This window comes from Xenorhabdus anantnagensis, assembly GCF_028598555.1.
In the GTDB taxonomy this organism is placed as follows: Bacteria; Pseudomonadota; Gammaproteobacteria; order Enterobacterales; family Enterobacteriaceae; genus Xenorhabdus; species Xenorhabdus anantnagensis.
This window is the reverse complement of the sequence record NZ_JAQRFN010000001.1, coordinates 157416-176286: the sequence shown is the minus strand read 5'-3', so window position 1 is coordinate 176286 and position 18871 is coordinate 157416. Positions and strand designations below refer to the sequence as shown.

Annotated in this window: 6 protein-coding genes; 3 read left to right on the top strand and 3 right to left on the bottom strand. The window is 45.5% G+C overall.

Annotated features, from left to right (window positions below; genetic code table 11):
• Position 1 precedes the first annotated feature (1 nt).
• Entirely contained in the window at positions 2-12337 is a 12336-nt protein-coding gene (locus PSI14_RS00630) for a non-ribosomal peptide synthetase (RefSeq protein ID WP_273573912.1), read from the bottom strand.
• Between the two features lie 984 nt (positions 12338-13321).
• Between PSI14_RS00630 and PSI14_RS00625 the strand changes: the two genes are divergently transcribed.
• The 3 genes from PSI14_RS00625 to PSI14_RS20020 all read left to right on the top strand — a co-directional run bounded on the left by PSI14_RS00625 (position 13322) and on the right by PSI14_RS20020 (position 14947).
• The gene (locus PSI14_RS00625) at positions 13322-13612 is read left to right on the top strand and encodes a putative hemolysin (RefSeq protein ID WP_273573911.1); all 291 of its coding nucleotides are present in this window, start codon (positions 13322-13324) and stop codon (positions 13610-13612) included.
• A gap of 1094 nt (positions 13613-14706) precedes the next feature.
• The gene (locus PSI14_RS00620; RefSeq protein ID WP_306309166.1) at positions 14707-14880 is read left to right on the top strand and encodes a hypothetical protein; all 174 of its coding nucleotides are present in this window, start codon (positions 14707-14709) and stop codon (positions 14878-14880) included.
• Positions 14861-14947, top strand: coding sequence for a DUF1493 family protein (locus PSI14_RS20020; RefSeq protein ID WP_306309171.1), 87 nt, complete (start codon positions 14861-14863; stop codon positions 14945-14947). Before PSI14_RS00620 ends, PSI14_RS20020 begins: the two co-directional genes overlap by 20 nt.
• A gap of 169 nt (positions 14948-15116) precedes the next feature.
• Here the strand turns inward: PSI14_RS20020 and PSI14_RS00615 are convergent, their stop codons facing one another.
• Both PSI14_RS00615 and PSI14_RS00610 read right to left on the bottom strand, forming a co-directional pair.
• Positions 15117-18017 (bottom strand): salicylate synthase, encoded by a 2901-nt coding sequence (locus PSI14_RS00615; protein ID WP_370688800.1) that lies wholly within the window; start codon positions 18015-18017, stop codon positions 15117-15119.
• 35 nt (positions 18018-18052) lie between these two features.
• A complete protein-coding gene (locus PSI14_RS00610) occupies positions 18053-18829 on the bottom strand; it encodes a thioesterase II family protein (RefSeq protein WP_273574091.1) in 777 nt (258 codons plus the stop codon).
• Positions 18830-18871: the final 42 nt, after the last annotated feature.

The window sequence follows — 18871 nt, the reverse complement described above, 5'->3', positions numbered from 1 at the left end:
TTTACATGTCCAAAATTGTTTTCTTTTCTGAGTGGAGGTGTGAATTTTCATTATTCACATGACCAAAACGATGAGTAAGCTGGTTTAGCTGCTCCATTGAAACGTCTTTTATCCCGTAATCACTGGGGGTTTTTATTCCGCCCGATTGGGCCTGTTTTCGGCTGGCAGTGATGACGCTATAAAGAGCTTGCTCAAAGGCTGTGATAAACGTTTCTGTCTGGGAATGTGGCAAGCGGGAGTCCACACTAAATTGCAGTTTTCCCGCTTGAACTGCGCCATTGATACCCAGTAATAAATGACTGTCATTCTCACTGGCTACTACAGTCCCACAATCATCGCTGGTCAATGACCAGTTTTGATGGCGGGTTCCCCCTAATTGGCCGAGGTAGTTGAAGCTAATGGTCGGCAAATTGTCGGTCAGGTATCCCGCTTGATGTAATGCACTGTAACCAATCCCTTTATTCGGCACAGTGCGAAGCATCTCTTTGGTGTGAATAATGGTTTCTGCAATATCAGCCTGCATTTCCAGACGAACGGGGTACATTGTTGTGAACCAGCCGACGGTTTCGGAAAGATCCAATGTGTTATCAATGGACTCCCGCCCATGTCCTTCCAGAATGATGTGGTTTACTGTTTGGGAGAAAGTTGCTTGCAATGCCAGTGCCAGTGCGCTCAGAAGTAAGTCGTTAATTTCAGTGTGGTAACCGGTGTTGGCTTCATGCAGTAGGGTGCCGGTCATCTCGGCAGAAATGACCAGTAGGTGCTGAGTGACTTCATCCAGTGCTGGATTGGTGTTGCTGCCTGCCATTACCCGTTGCCAGTAGGGCACTTCATCTTGATGCTGTTGTGCATAGTGATGGACAGTGTTAACCCATTGCCGATAGCTACTGGTTTTCGTTGGCAGTGTTTCGCCCTGCAATAATCGGCGTATATCTTCGGTAATGATTCGCCAAGAGACAGCATCAATAATCAGATGGTGGAATGCGAAGAATAACCGGGCACTGCCATCCGTGTATCCCGTCAGGTGACCAACTTGCCATAATGGCCCGTGACAATAGTCAAAACCACTTTGCCATTGGGTCAGTTGCTGGTGTTGCTCAGCTTCATCCAACCCGCTGATATCACAGTGTTGCAACGAGGGATGCGAAGATGGCATTTCCACGGGCATTTCCACGGAATAGCACTGACGGTAGCCGTTTTCGGTATATATAAAACGAGCACGTAACATATCGTGCCGCTCAGTCAGCATTATCAGGGCTTGTTCAATCTGTGTGGATTGGATATCTCCGGGAAGCTGAATCATAAATGCCTGATTCCAATGGTGTGGATTCGACAAATTCCAGTTGAAGAAATTCTGTTGGATAGGCAATAGGCCAAATTCCCCGCTTAATAATCCCTGTTCTGCAACCACGGTTACTGTAGATGATGTTTGTGTCAGTAGCTGCGCTAACCGTGCCACTGTTGGCGCTTCAAAAATTGATTTAACTTGCAGGGAAAAACCTGCCTGCCGCAGTTTGGAGACCAACTGGATACTGACTATGGAATCACCTCCGATACGGAAGAAGTTATCTTCAATACCGATTTGCTCCAGACCCAATTCCTCCTGCCAAATAGCACATAGCTGGGTTTCCAGCGCATTGCGGGGTGCGATGTAACTGTCTCGGTTTCCCCATACTGGCTCCGGCAGGGCATGGAGATCCAGTTTGCCGTTCAGGGTCAGCGGTACAAGTTCAATGCGGGTAAAGCTGGCCGGTAACATATATTCCGGCAGACGGGTAGAAAGATGTTCAACCAGAGTTTTATCGGACAATTTTTTGTCTGTGACCAGATACGCAACCAGCACTTGCTTCCCGTTGTGTTCTCGGTCAATTACCACTGCTTGTTTTACCTGCGGATGGGAAGTAAGGGCGTTTTCGATTTCCCCCGGCTCAATGCGATAGCCCCGGATTTTGACCTGAAAGTCGTTGCGCCCCAGATATTCCAGAGTGCCATCCGGTTGCCAGCGGACTAAGTCACCGGTTTTGTACAGGCGGGTGTAACCTTTGGCCTTGTCTTCGGCGCTGGCAAAAGGATTTGCCACAAAACGTTCGGCGGTCAGTTCAGGCCGGTTCAAATAGCCACGCGCCAGTCCGGCACCGCCGATATACAGCTCTCCCGGTGTCCCGATAGGAGACAGGTTGCCATAATCATCAAGAACATAGAGACGGGCGTTATTAATGGCTCTGCCAATATTTGTTGCAATATCCCCGTGCTGGTATCGCTTTCCGGTTGCACAAACAGTAACTTCCGTCGGGCCGTAAGCATTCAGGACATCACTGTGCTGGCTGAAATATTCAAGAAAATCTAAAGAAGGCGATTCTCCGGCCGTCACCAATAGTTGCAGGGAGGGTAACTCAGTACCCATTAATAGCTTCAGCATGGCTGGGGGTAAAGTGGCTATTTCAATGCCTTCTCGCTGAATGAGTGCTGCAACCGCAGGGGCATTGCGCTCTGTTTCACTGCAAATATAAACCGTCAGGCCATGCAGTAAACTGAGGAATAATTCGGAAACCGAAGCATCGAAGACATAAGCAGCAAACATCAAGGCTTTTTTCCGCTTTGCCACATCAAAAAGCTCTGCCTGTGCTGCCATCAGATGAGCCGCATTTTTATGCTCAATCATAACGCCTTTGGGACGGCCGGTGGTTCCAGAGGTATAGATGATATAAGCCAAATCGGTCGGTTTATTTATCAGTGCCGGATTTTTCACGGGCTGGCTTGCGGTGGTGGTTTGGTTATCCGCCGCTATCAGTGTGGGTTGTATCCGTGCTGGCTGTTCAGCAAGCAGTGCTTGAGTGTATTCCGCCAATGTCGTGAAGTGTCGTTGCTGGGTCACGATGCAAGGAGCTGCGGTATCAGCCAGAATAAACTGCACTCGTTCTGCCGGGTATTCCGGTGAAATGGGCACATAAGCGCCGCCGGCTTTCAGTACCGCCAACATACTGATAACCATGTCCAGACGGCGGTCGAGGTAGAGAGCTATCGGGGTATCGGCCTGCATGGGGGCAGCATGATGTTGCTGGCAACATTCGCGGATCACACCGGCAAGTTGGTTCGCCCGTTGGTTGAGCTGGTGATAGGTGAGTGTTTCTCCTTCAAATACCAGCGCCACGTTATCCGGTGTCCTTTCCACTTGTGCTTCAAACAGTTGTTGCAGGGTCTTGTCCTGCGGGTAGGGGGCATTAGTCTGGTTCCAGCTATAAAGCAGGGTCTGGCGCTCCTGTGCGGATAGAATATCAAGCCCAGACAGAGATTGTTTCTGGTCTGCCACGAATGCGGTCAGCACCCGTTGATAGATACCCGCCAGCCGCACGATGGTTGCTTCGTCGAACAGGCTGGTTGCGTAATTCAGGCAACCCGTAATGTTGGTTTGTTCATCAGAAAGAAGCAAACTCAGGTCAAATTTAGCGGGACTGCATAGGAACTCATCCAGTGCAACTGGACTAAACGGCAAGCTGACCTTGTTTGGCAGATTCTCCCCAAAATTTTGCAGGCTGAACATCACCTGAAAAATTGGGTGACGGGAAGTATCCCGTTCAATTTCCAGCGCTTCAACCAAATGTTCAAACGGCATGTCCTGATGGGCTTTGGCTGCGGCAATCAACTTATGGGTTTGTTTAATCAGGGTTGTCACGCTGGTGGTCTGCTCAAACTGTGCCCGCAAAACCAGTGAGTTGACAAACATACCGATCAGGGATTGAGTTTGGGCATGGTGGCGGTTATCGGTAGGAGTACCCAATACAATATCATTTTGTCCGGACAATTTTGCCAGCATGACATAAAAGCCACTGAGCAGCACAGTATACAGGGTAGTTTCCTGATTTTGTGCCAGTGCTCTTAATTGTTCAGATAGCGTTGCGTCCAGCATAAAATTGAAATCCCGTCCTTGATAGCTCACTTGTACCGGTCTGGGATGGTCTGTCGGTAAAGCCAGTGCCTCGTAGCTGGCTAAAGTTTGCCGCCAGTAGGCAAGCTGGCGTTCTCGCACATCACCCTGTAAATACTCTCTTTGCCATGCAGCATAATCGCCATAAGTGATATCCAGAGGAGGCAGTTGGCTGTCACGGCCTTCTAACAAGGAATGATAAATCTCTGCCAGTTCACCCAGAAAAATATCAATGGACCAGCCATCAATGGCGATATGGTGCCACAGCATTAATAAATAATGCTTATCGGCAACCTGATAGTGACATAAGCGCAGGCTTGGTTCAGTGGTCAGATTGAATGGCGTGGTTATCTCAGAGCTTACCGTGTTCATAAGCGTGTTGATATCGTCGCAAGGCGGTGTCCTTGATTCGATAACCAAATTCCTATTAGACATCTGTTGGTGGATCTGTCCTGCATCATTACTTGGACTTGGGTACACCATTTTCATCACAGGATGGCGTTCAACCAGTTGGTTTATGGCTGTTTCTAACAATGGCAGACAAGCGTTGTTATCCAGTTGAACCAGATAAGGGATATGGTAGGCATAGGTGCCTTGTTCAAACTGTTCGATAAACAACATTCGCTCTTGGGCAAACGATAAAGGATAGCGATCTAGCCCGAGGTGAGGGATGATCGTATAGGCTTGCTGTCCTATGTGGGCCACCAGACCAGCAATGGTTTTCAGCTCAAACAATTGCGTCAGTGATACCTCCATTGTCAGGATTCGACGAATAGCTGCCGTCAGTTTAATCGCCATCAGGGAGTTACCGCCAATGCGGAAGAAGTTATCTTCAATGCCAACCCGCGCCAGACCCAACACTTCCTGCCAAATCGCACACAACTGGGTTTCCAGCACATTGCGGGGAGCGACATAATTGCTCTGATTTTCTCTTATCGGCTCCGGCAGGGCGCGGCGATCCAGCTTGCCATTCAGGGTCAGCGGCACGGACTCAATGCGGGTAAAACTGACAGGCAACATATATTCCGGCAGGTGGACAGACAAGTGCTTAATCAGGGTTTCGTCGGACAGTGCGCCATCCGCCACCAGATAGGCGACCAGCACTTTATTCCCGTTGTGCTCACGGTCAATCACCACCGCTTGTTTCACCTGCGGATGGGAAGTCAGGACACTTTCGATTTCTCCCGGCTCAATGCGATAGCCCCGGATTTTGACCTGAAAGTCATTGCGCCCCAGATATTCCAGAGTGCCATCCGGTTGCCAGCGGACTAAGTCACCGGTTTTGTACAGGCGGGTGTAACCTTTGGCCTTGTCTTCGGCGCTGGCAAAAGGATTTGCCACAAAACGTTCGGCGGTCAGTTCAGGCCGGTTCAAATAGCCCCGCGCCAGTCCGGCACCGCCGATATACAGCTCTCCCGGTGTCCCGATAGGAGACAGGTTGCCATAATCATCAAGAACATAGAGACGGGCGTTATTAATGGCCCTGCCAATATTTGTTGCAATATCCCCGTGTTGGTATCGCTTTCCGGTTGCACAAACAGTAACTTCCGTCGGGCCGTAAGCATTCAGGACATCGCTGTGCTGGCTGAAATATTCAAGAAAATCTAAAGAAGGCGATTCTCCGGCCGTCACTAATAGTTGCAGGGAGGGTAACTCAGTGCCCATTAATAGCTTCAGCATGGCTGGGGGTAAAGTGGCTATTTCAATGCCTTCTCGCTGAATAAGTGCTGCAACCGCAGGGGCATTGCGTTCTGTTTCACTGCAAATATAAACCGTCAGGCCATGCAGTAAACTGAGGAATAATTCGGAAACCGAAGCATCGAAGACATAAGCGGCAAACATCAAGGCTTTTTTCCGCTTTGCCACATCAAAAAGCTCTGCCTGTGCTGCCATCAGATGAGCCGCATTTTTATGCTCAATCATAACGCCTTTGGGACGGCCGGTGGTTCCAGAGGTATAAATGATATACGCCAAATCGGTCGGTTTACTGATTGGTGACGGATTTTTCACGGGCTGGCCTGCGGTGGTGGTTTGGTTATCCGCCGCTATCAGTGTGGGTTGTATCCGTGCTGGCTGTTCAGCAAGCAGTGCTTGAGTGTATTCCGCCAATGCCGCGAAGTGTCGTTGCTGGGTCACGATGCAAGGAGCCGCGGTATCAGCCAGAATAAACTGCACTCGTTCTGCCGGGTATTCCGGTGAAATGGGCACATAAGCGCCGCCGGCTTTCAGTACCGCCAACATACTGATAACCATGTCCAGACGGCGGTCGAGGTAGAGAGCTATCGGGGTATCGGCCTGCATGGGGGCATCATTATGTTGCTGGCAACATTCGCGGATCACACCGGCAAGTTGGTTCGCCCGTTGGTTGAGCTGGCGATAGGTGAGTGTTTCTCCTTCAAATACCAGTGCCACGTTATCCGGTGTCCTTTCCACTTGTGCTTCAAACAGTTGTTGCAGGGTCTTGTCCTGCGGGTAGGGGGCATCGGTCTGGTTCCAGCTATGAAGCAGGGTCTGGCGCTCTTCCTCACTGAGGAACATGATTGACGCATGAGGCTGGTGTGGATTACAGGCTACGGCGTGCAGAATGCGTTCAAGCTGACAGAGCAAGCGTTGTACCTGTTTATCCGTCAGCCAGTCCTCACCATAATTCAGTTTTATTATTAAACTATGATCCTGTTCATAGGCCATTAGTGACACCGGATAATCCACTTTTTCAATGGCCCGCCGGAATGTCAGGGTATTTTCGACACCTTCCCTGTTTTCGTTCACGACGGGAACAGGGTAATTTTCAAAGACCAACAGGCTATGGAATAACCGTTCCCCGCCGGATTGCAGGCTGGCGAGTGAGACGGCACTGTGGCTGTTGAGTGCGGCGATATCTTGCTGTATGTCTTGTAAGACGCCGATAATGCTGTTTGTTTTGTCCCACCGCACTGTCAACGGCAGGGTATTGATATACAGGCCGACACTGGACTCAATACCTTCCACGGGGACATCACGCCCGGATACGGTGGTGCCGACAATAGTCTGTTCATCTCCGGTGTAACTGTGCAGTAATTTATGCCAGGCAAATTGCAGTACCACATTCAGGGTTACGCCTTGCGCTCGACACGTATTCTTAAGCTGCTCATAAGCGTCTCCTTGTACGGTGAGCATCTGTTCAGCCGGTTTTTCAACGGATTTTATTTGCGTCAGGTCAACGTGATGACTTAACAGGGCAGAAAGATCATTGGTGCCTTGGAATCGTGTTTTACGTTCTGTCCAATAGGCCTCTGATTCAGCCTGATGATCCAGATGATATTGCAGGGTTGCCAGATAAGCCTGTTCCACTACAATCTGAGGTACTCGCCCCTTTACCAATTCGTTGTAATACTCATGCACAGTCTGCAATAAAATCGGGCCACTCCAGCCATCGGAAATGCAATGGTGCTGGGTGATCAGCACTGTTACCAGCCGTTCATGTTGCCTGATGAAAGTCAAGCGAGTTAAATTGGACTGACTTAAATCAAAAGGCAGGTTACGGTCATGTTGTTGGATCGCTGCAATTGCATTATCCCGTGTTTCTTCGGGTAATTGACTGATATCTTCGAGCTTGACATCCGCCGAGCTAATACTGGCCCCTGCGGTTACAACCTGCAAAATTTCCCCTTCCCAATCAAATGCCGTTCTGAGGATGGGGAAACGCAATGAGGCCAGTGACCAGGCTTGTTGATAGGCAGCAAGGTCGAGTCGGGTGTGATAATCCAACAGCATCTGCACACGATAGGCATCATCTTGTGGCTGAATCAGATGATGATAAATAAATCCCTGCTGCAAACTGGTGGCAGGATATAGATTTTCCACCTGATAGCTTTGCTGCAAACGGTTTAAGCGTTCAATTGAAACTGTTTTGAACTCATAATCACTGGGTGTTTTGACTCCACCCAATAGAGCCTGTTTCTGACCGGCAACGATGACATCATTGAGGGCTTGCTCAAAGGCCGTGATAAACATTTGTGTCTGGGCTGATGTCAAGCGAGACAGTACACTGAATTGCAATCTTCCCGCCTGAACGGCGCCATTGATATCCAGCAGTAAAGGGCTGCCATTCTCGCTGGCTATCAGCAAACCACAGTCATCGTAAGTGAGTGCCCAGTCCTGATGGCTGGATTGTCCGGCCTCATCGCCTAATTGACCAAGCCGCAATTGACCAAGCCGCAATTGACCAAGATAGTTAAAGCTGATGGGCGGTAAATCTCCGGTCAGATATCCGGCCTGATGCAAGGCACCGTAGCCAATGCCCCTATTAGGTACAGCGCGGAGCATTTCTTTGGTGTGAATAATGGTTTTCGCAATATCGGCCTGCATTGCCAGCCGAACAGGATACACGGTTGTAAACCAGCCGACGGTTTCGGAAACGTCCAGTGTGCTGTCGATAGTTTCTCGCCCATGTCCTTCTAGAATAATCGGGTTCACTGGTCGGGAGAAGGTTGTCTGCAATGCCAGAGTGAGGGCACTGAGCAGTAAGTCGTTAATTTCAGTGTGATAACCTAAATTGGCTTCACGCAGTAGTGTGTCGGTCAGTTCAGCCGAGAAACTTAGCTGACACGGAGTGATTTCTCCCATTGCTGGATAAGTTTCTTCCCCTGTCATTACGTTCTGCCAATAGGGCACTTCGTCTTGTTGCTGTACTGCATAGCTCTGGACAGCAGTGACCCATTGGCGATAACTGCTGGTCTTCGCTGGTAGCGTTGTTCCTTGTAATGGCAAATGCATGTGTAGCAGCAGACGCATATCTTCAACAATAATCTGCCACGATACCACGTCAATAATCAGGTGATGAAATGCAAAAAATAACCGGGCGCTGCCGTCTGCGTATCCGGTCAGATGAGCGGTTTGCCATAAAGGCCCCGCACAATAATCAAAGCTACTCTGCCATTGGGTCAGTTGCTGGTGTCGTTCCGTATCATCCAATTCGCTAATATCACAATGCAGTAATATCGGCAGCCAAGACGGTATTTCTGTGGGATAACACTGACGATAACCCTGTTCTGTGGAGACAAAATGGGCACGTAACATATCATGCCGTTCGGTCAGCTTTATCAGGGCTTGTGCAATATCTGCGTGTTTGATATTTCCGGGAATCTGGAACATAAACGCCTGATTCCAATGGTGCGGACACGGCAGATTCTGGTTGAAGAAATCTTGCTGGATAGGCAGCAAGCCAAATTCTCCACTCAATAATCCCTGCTCTGCAACCACGGTGACCGAGGATGAGGCTTGAGTCAGCAATTGCGCCAGGCGTGACACGGTGGGTGCTTCAAAAATCGATTTGACCTGAAGAGAGAAACCTATCTGCCGTAATTTAGAGACTAACCGGATGCCGATAATCGAATCGCCACCGATACGGAAGAAGTTATCTTCAATACCAATCCGTTCTAATCCCAAGACATCTTGCCAGAGCGCGCACAACTGGGTTTCCAGCTCAGTACGTGGCGCCACATAACGATCCTGATCTTCCCATACGGGAGTGGGCAAAGCATGGCGATCGAGCTTACCGTTGATGGTCAGGGGAATGACATCAATGCGGGTAAAGCTGGCAGGGATCATATATTCCGGCAGGCGGGTTGAGAGGTGTTCCATCAGAATGTCATTGGTCAGGGCTTCATCTGTGACCAGATAAGCTGCCAGTGCTTTATGGCCCGCATGTTCGCGGTCAATCACTACCGCCTGTTTCACCTGCGGATGAGAGGACAATGCCGTTTCAATTTCCCCCAGTTCAATGCGGTAACCACGGATTTTGACCTGAAAATCATTGCGTCCCAGATACTCAAGGTTACCGTCCGGCAGCCAGCGCACCTGATCGCCGGTTTTGTACAGGCGGGTGTAGCCTTTGGCCTTGTCTTCGTCTGTGGCAAACGGGTTTTCCACAAAACGCTCGGCAGTCAATTCTGGACGGTTCCAATATCCTCGTGCCAGGCTGGCACCGCCGATATACAACTCTCCGGGGGCACCTATAGGAGATGGTTTTCCGTAATTATTAATGACATACAGTCGGGTGTTATGATGCGCCTTGCCGATGGGAACACTGCCATTAAATTCATCAACTACATCAAAATGAGTAATGTCATTTGTTGTTTCAGTGGGGCCATAGAGGTTAATTAAGGTACTCGAATGACTATTTATGGCTCTGAACGCATTGACATGGGACATCGTCAACGCTTCTCCACCACACAGAACATAACGGATAGTGTCGGGCAACTGCTGTCCTGAATCCCGTACTATTTGGCAAAAGGCACCTAACATGGACGGAACAAATTGCACCACCGTCACGCCAGTTTTTTGTATCAGTTGATACAAAATCTCGGGCTGTTTATGGATATCCGGTGAAGCTATCACGATACTGGCACCGAACCAGTTAGCGGCAATGAGTTCCCAGACTGAGGCATCAAAGGTATAAGGGATTTGTTGCAGGACTTTATCCGACGCACTTAATGGATATTGGGACTGCATCCAACTTAGGTGATTGATGACGTTTCGATGGGTTAATTCAACGCCTTTCGGCTGTCCGGTTGTTCCGGAAGTATAGATAATATATGCCAGATCAGTACTTGTGTTCACCGGCACCAAATTTTCCACTGATTGGTTTTGGGTTACTGTGCGGTCATCTGCGGCTATCAGCGTCGGTTGACTTGATAAAGTGTATGTACATTTCTCTAATGCCGTCAGATGTCGTTGCTGAGTCAGCACGCACGGACTTCCGGTGTCTTCCAGAATAAACTGAACCCGTTCCGGTGGATATTCCGGGGAAATCGGCACATAGGCACCACCGGCTTTCAGTACCGCTAAAATACTGACCACCATTTCCAGACTACGGTCGAGATAGAGGGCTATTGGTGTATCCGCTTGCATTGGTGCATTACACTGCTGCTGACAGCGTTCACGTATCACAACGGCGAGCTGGTTTGCCTGTTCGTTGAGCTGGCGATAGGTCAGGGTTTTCTCTTCGAATATCAACGCCACATTATCTGGAGTAGCTGCTGCCTGAGTCTCAAACTGCTGTTGCAAAATTTGATTCTGCGGGTAGGGGGCATCGTTCTGGTTCCAGCTGTGCAGTAGTGTGTGGCGTTCCTGTTCTAATAAAATAGGTAATTCACTAACTAATAAAGAAGGGGAATCAAGCAAAGCAGTCAATAAATTTGACAATCGTTCAAGTGTTTTTTTTATCTCTTGCTCACTAAAATATGCCTGCAAGTAATTTATTGTTATCATTAATTCCTGATCATATCCAAAGTCTTTCAATCGAAAAAGGATGGGATCAATATCAAATATTCCTTCTATAAAATAATGCTGTGCTTGGTTGATTTCAGATGCTGATTCTGAAAGTCTTTCATACAATATAAATATATTGGGTAAAGCAATTCCCTGGTTATTAGCCATTCTAATCAGGTGAGAATAAGGAAATTGCCCGTGGTGAAAGTTCTCTTTTAGTGCTAATTCTATTAGCTTAATCTGTTCAATTACACTGACTGAGTTAGAAATATGGCAATGTACCGGATACAAATTTGCCTGCATTCCCACAACATATTTCTCTAATTTTGTTTTTCTTCCATGCGTAATAGTATTAAACGTTAATTCTTGTTGTCCTGTCAGCTCTGACATCATAATCATGACCAGACCCGAAAAGACAGAAAGAATATTCGTTTTATTTTTTTCACAAAAAACACGCAAAGCTGCTTTCATTGAAAAAGGCAATATCCAAGTATCATTACCAGAGCCATTATTTTGATAATAAGGTGTTAATTGATGTATATTGTTTTTTGTTAAAAAAGAATGCCAGTAGTTTTTATCTTTTTCGTAATGGGCAGAGTTAAGATAATCTTTCGATTTCTCTATTGTATCTAAATATTGTGGGATTTCTGATAACCAAACTGTTGATGTGCCATTTTTCAGACATGCGTACAACTTATGGATATATTCATGGAATCGGAATAAACCGACTCCATCAATGATAATATGATGGAATTTAGTAAAAAGATAATACTTCTCACTAGTAATGCGCAACAATGAAGCCTGGTATAAAGTTTCATTGGGAAAGTTTATAGGCTGATCTATCTGTTGTTGCATCCACAGTTTTGCTTTTTTTTCAGGGTCAGACTGAGTTGCAAAATCATGGAATATGACTGATTCAGGAATACTCTGATTTTGAATATATTGGATTGCTTCATTATCCGAATTAACAGATATATGTAACCTTAGTATATCAACATGTTGATGTAGTAATCTCCACGCTTGTTGTAAGATGACTATATCAACCTCACCTTCCATCAGGGTATACCAGCCTAAGTTATGCTGTTGAATGTTTCCATAGAGGGATTGCTCGTTAAATACATCCTCTTGAGAGGGGTGAAGGTTATATAAGTTCGAATTCAACGAACCTTCAGGTGTTATCATAATAAATTATACGAATGCATTCCGTTTACAAGTTTTTTGTAATTTTTGCTACAGATAAGTAGATTTCAGTATTTGCCTAACCTTAATTTGTTTATGTTTTAGCATTAATATAATTTAATGCCTTATATTTTATTCTTTATAGCTTTCAATATTAAATTGCTATTTTTTAATAGGTTTTGGCATTATCTATCATAGTATCATTACAGCTAATCTCGCAACCTTTCAGCATTCTTCCTTATGCAAAATAGTTAATATTCTTTGGCCAATGGTTAAAGTTTTACTTTTAATATATTCAAGTCTACATCCTTGTCACCTTCCTTATCTTATTCAACTTGTTTTTATTTTCAGTTGCGAACATTATTTATTACTCATTATTCCATGGTTGCGATTAAATCGTCGTACTTATATCTCTTTGAGCTGTAATAGTGGTTATCAATTGTGTTTAAGTCTATATTATTTTTTATTTAATATGGGTGTGTTTTTTATTGCTCATGGATACAAGACGGTATAGTTAAGTCTATTTATGGTTATTTTCTAATATTTAAAATGCTATCATGCTGTTTTTGTTAAAAATAAATGATTTTGAGTCATTTTTATATTGAAATAAATAGTTCCTTTGAGTCATTTTACCAAAGAGTTGTAATGTTTTTTATTAGTTGAAAAAAGTATTTTAATTAAATTTGTTGGATGTGGTAGTGTTGGTTGTTGAAAACATGAAATTTGACTATAAAAATTATACTCCGATAAACGCAATAAGATAAAAATATAAGGTGTTGTTTTTATAGTTATATAATTGAGTGTTCATAATGATAGAAAACACCTCATTTCGTTCAAGCATTGCATTTCAAGTTATGGTAGATTAACCGGTTTTTTTGGTAAATGTGGTCTATCTTATAAATTTGTTTTCTAAAAATGTAGGGCACTGATTTATATATTGTTCGTTATTAATAATCAGGAGATAATATGCTGATAAAGCGAGGTATCATTCTTGGCAATCTGTTACTGATTGGAGCTATATTGGTAGGTTGCAGCGGGCATCAGACGAGTGCTTTATCAAACCGCCACAAGCATTATCAATATTCTGATTTGGGCATTAACCTGAGTAAAGACGCCAGTGACAGTTGTTCTGATGCGGGAGGAATTCCAGCATTAACCAAGCAATTGAATGGGCGTTCTATTCCTGTTTGCCAATTGGCGAATGGTCGTCGCTGTAATGAACAGGCTTTGTTGGATGGTGGATGTACTTCCATCTGACTTTTTTATTTTTCTAATTTCTCTATGGCAGAGACATTTATTGTCCATAAAAATGTTTCTGCCAATTTTTGATCTGAATTTTTCCTCATATTTATGATATTTCCTCTTCCTGCAAAAAGAAAAACGTTTTCTGGAGTATAAAAATATTTATTTCATTCATTGACTGAAACGATACACTAATGATAGGTATTAGAAAGAAAGGCAAATAATATTTTTTATTTCCGGGCCTTTTCCCAGGAAAATACCAAATTATTTTGTTGTTAATATTGCAGTCTACAAATAATGAGTAAGCATGCTGCTCATAATATCTGCATGATGTTTATGGGATTTATTCAACAAATCACTTCCGCCATCATATTCCTCCAAGCTTTCTTGACTTACCTTATTACTTTTACTTTTTCTTTTCCATTTTGCCTTTACTTCTACATCAAAGGTGAGTTTTAATCCCTTATGGGAAAATCCTGCCCGTTACGGGTAATTAATCCGTCCTGTTCTAACTTGGTTAATCAACGGCTGAAATTCTTCACATTCACCCCCATCGCCTTTAAATCATCACGCACAAGGGTAATGGGGCAATGCTACAAGGTTCTTTCAGAGCAGTGCGTGACCGGATGCACTGCCATAGTGCAGTATGGAGAACACTGGGGATTTTAACTGTTTTACTCAGGGCAGGTACTTTGTAGAAAAATAAATCAATACGTGAATATTGATAATTTTGCACATTCAATACGATTTTATTGATAGGTTTTGATATCTGGACTGAGTGTCTATTAAATATAAAAAGAAGAATTGTCACTTATAATAACTATGCTAAAAATGTGAGAACTCGCCTTGCCCCTTTTACTGAAATGGCTCAGCTATGAGTTTTTAATTGCGATGCGGGGTCATGCAATTAAGTTCTTTGAAAGATTAGAATATTTAAAATCTGCAACAATGGGAGATTGTGTACAGGTTATGCAGTATTTAGGAAAAATAAAACTATAATAGAAATAATATTAATTAGTTTTAATCTGGCTGTTATCCGCTTTATTTATCCATTTTAATGAGATAAATATAATATTATCGCTCGCGGTAATGATAAATTATGGTAATCAGTGAAACTGAAAAGTTGGTACTTGATTGGTGCCAAAAAATGGAATGGAACATATTTCTTCTCCAGAAAACCGTGGAAGTTAGATCTTAATACCAGTCTGACAACGGGGTCACCTCCGTGGGCTTGGGAAACTGGAGAAGAAATCATCAATATCCATGAGAATACCTTACATTGAACCTGAGCCATTGACCTTGAAAATGCTTGTTGAGTCAGCCAAAGCAGGGAAATGGATCTACAAATAAGGAAATGGATCTACAAATAAATAGTGCTACCTCTATGATAGTTCCGAATCAACCGTTTTGCCGGTTCGACCTGAAAGAAGGCGATTTGGGGAAAACCAGATTCCCCTCTGGTTTCCCCCGAAATATGATGACTATCTATCCCAATAAGTTCTTAATCTGTTTACCAGAATTAAGCACGAACATATTTCACAATGCATTCAAGTTTTTCGCAGGTTTCCTGCCATTCTCGTTCTGGTTTTGAATCTCTGACCAACCCCGCGCCAGCCTGAAGCCAACTGCGTCCTTTATGTTGATAGAAAGAACGTAATACCAGCGCGGCATCCAGTTTTCCTGTGCTATCCAACAACATGACACAGCCACTGTAAAGCCCACGCGGTTCCCCTTCATAACGAGAAATGGCTTCTAATGAAGGTTTCTTCGGTATCCCTGAAGCGGTGACTGCCGGGAATAGGGCAATGAAAGCGTCCCAACGATTTTTATCTGTTTGCAGCAATCCTTTTACGCGTGATGCCAAATGCTGTACTGAACCACGTTCACGAATAGCCATAAATTCTGATACGCAAAGTGTGTCTGCCTGACAAATCGGAGCCAATTCTTCTAATGCGAGTTTTGCAGACACTGCGTGTTCAGCGATCTCTTTCGGATCAGAAAGTAAATCGGCCCGTAGCCGTTGATCCAACTCCTTGTTATGTGTCAATGCTCTGGTGCCCGCCAGTGGTTGGCTATTGACCCAACCAGAACCATCGGCCTCAACCACGGTTTCTGGGCTGAAACCGTAAGCAGAAAATTCTTCATCCCGTAAGAAGAAAGAGCGGGCAGGTGTGTTCGCCTGACGGCCCAGCCAGTAACTGTGTGTTATATCAACATTTGAACCAAGCTCAACTTTGCGTGACAGGATCACTTTTTGGTAGTGACCTGCGGCAATATCTTTAACCGCATTCGCTACGTTAGCCTGATAATGCTTCGCTGCGTCTGCCGTGTTGATAATTTCCAGCTCTTTTGTATATGGGGAAGCCGGTATACCTGCTTGATCAGCTTGCCTGACTTTCTCGCTCAATATGGCGATTTGATCTTCTTCAAGCGTCCGTATCAGAACCTGTCCTTGAGTAATGCGTAATTCATGCTGTGGAACAGTGATTTTTATTAGTGTTTCATTTTGCTGTTCTAATGATGAATCTAACGGTAGCCCGTATGCCATATGGGAAAATTCAAATAATGTTCTGCCATAAGCACGCCAGTCTTTGATAGGAAGCGTATTGAGTGCCAGTTCCAGTTTTTGGCTTAATGTACTGATATCATATGGATGAAGATTGCCTTTTGAATCAATTAATTGCCCAGATGCATCGGCACTGATGCTGGCTGCATAACCTATCCCCAATGACCATTCACCTTTGATTTCATAGAGCATACAAGGTTGTGCATCATTCTCTGCGAGATCTGCAAGCAAGTGAGTGACCAGATCTAACGGGGTGCTGGTAATAACGATAGTGTGTTCATGATATTGTTGCATTGGACTTCCGTATTCTGCTTGTGCCATCTGTACTAACTGACGTTTGTCAATTTTTCCTACTGTGGTCAATGGCCAATACCCTACAAATAACCATTGATCTGGGGTTTTATGGCGCTGAACGCCTTTCTGATGCAAAAATGCCTGTATTTGTGTAGGTTCCGGTTGGTTGCTGCTTTTTGGTATGCAAACGCAAATTCGTTCACCCAAGAGTTCATCAGGAACTGCGATAACAACTGCGTCATCAATATCGGGATGTTGCAGCAGCAATGTTTCAACTTCTTGCGTCGAAATTTTCTCACCACTGCGGTTGATCTGCTCTTTAATCCGTCCTTCAACGATCAGGTTGCCATCTGCTGTCATGCGAACCAGATCGCCGGTACGGTAGAATCCATCAGTGGTGAAAGCGACAGTATTATGTTGCTCTGCACGGTAATACCCCTTAATAGTGTAGGGACCTCGTGTAATCAGTTCACCGACTTCACCGGATGCGACAGGTTGCAGATTGGCATCAACAATTTTGATCTCATCTTCTTCTGATAATGGACGACCTTGGGTATTAATAATGACCTCATAGGGATCGTCCAGTCGGGTATAGCAAAGCAAGCCTTCCGCTGTACCAAATACCTGCTGTAAAGGACCAAGGCGCGCCATAACCTGTTCTGCCAGTTCCGGTATGAGCCGGCCACCACCGACTTGTAAGCAGCGCAGGGATGAAAGGTCGCTCTGTTCCCAGTCACGAGCCTGTTCCCAGAGCCGGGCAAGCGCCGGCACTAGCGCGATATGTGTCACCTTGTGCTGTTCGATCAATGGCATGGCTTCATCACAACTGGCGCTGTCACTCAGGAGTACACACCCGCCCTGAGAAAGTGTACCCAGAATACCGGGGCTGCCTAAGGTGAAGTTATGTGCAACAGGCAATACCGCTAAATAAACGCTTTCGGTATTTACTGAACACAGACGGGCAGAGAGCACAAAATCATAGGTATAGGCATCATGAGTACGCGGAATTAATTTCGGTGTTCCTGTCGTTCCGCCGGAAAGGAGGAGTACGGCAATATCGCCATAACATGGGCCAGAGACATTGAGTGGTTCACCATCAATGGAGGCCAATGCGGTAAATTCCTCAGCTTCTCCATCAACGATAATATGCTGCATATCAGGACAAGATGCCGCAACTTCCCGCGCCATTTCCCGATAATCAAAACCGTGGATGCAATCCGGGATAATATAAGCCACCGGACGGGCAATCTGACAAAGTGCATGAACATCATGTGCCCGTTGTGTCGGCATCAATAACACTGGATGAGCACCCAATCTAAACAGAGCAAAACAGGTGACAACAAAGGAGATGCGGTTAGGTAGTTGCACCATGACGTTATCGCCACGACGTATTCCCTGCTGGAATAATCCACTTGCCAGCCTTTCCGCAGCTTGATGGAGTTCACGGTAAGTCAGTTGTTGTTCTTGATAGATCAGCGCGGTTTTATCACCCCAGATATTCGACCATCCTGCAAGCTGTTGGTCTATTGTTTCGCCATTCCAAAGATAATCTGGCGTCATAGTAAGGTCTTTTTCTGGGATTGAATAAGGTGCCATTATGCGAACTCCTGTGGATAAACATATTGCATAAATTGGGTAACGCGACGAATAAAACTCTGCGGTTTTTGCGTGATATAAAAATGATTGCCAACAATCTCTTGGCAGCAATACGAAAGATTTTGCTTGTCACCTGCAAGCCAGTGATGCCACTGCTGCACTTCCTGGGCGGAAGCTTCTTTGTCTTCGTTGCCATAAAGCAACAGTGTTGGTGTTTGCAGTTTTACGGAATCAGATTGAATAACATGGTGATAGTGCTCTGTAGCCCCAAAATCAGCACGTAGCATAGGTAAGAACAGTGCCAGCAAGTCTGGATCTTCTCGTAAAATCGGGTTGCACCCGCCAATATCAATCAGTTGTTCAATGAAGTCATGATCAGGTAATCCACTCAATTGACGGCGGGATTGAAGATGAGGTGCATGACACCCCGAAAGCACCAGTGCCTTAGGAGGACAGGCATGTTGTTCAAGGTGTTGGCACGTTTCAAAAGCAACCTGAGCGCCCATACTGTGACCGACCAGTATCAAATTTTCTCTTTGTGCGGGCGTGAGTGACATGATCAGATCAGAAAGTGATTGCGCTAATGGCGCAATTCTGGTGACCGCCTGTTCATTCATGCGGCTGTCACGTCCGGGGTAAATTACCAATGAAACGGCGATGTCTGGATTTTCCAGAGTAGACCATTGGCGGAATGCACTGCTGCTGCCCCCGGCAAAGGGGCAGATTAACAGGGTGTATTTAGGTTCGCCACGAGGTGTCAGACACGGGCGAAGCATCGGATGTACAGGGAGTGCCCACTTCATCAGGATTCTTCCTTA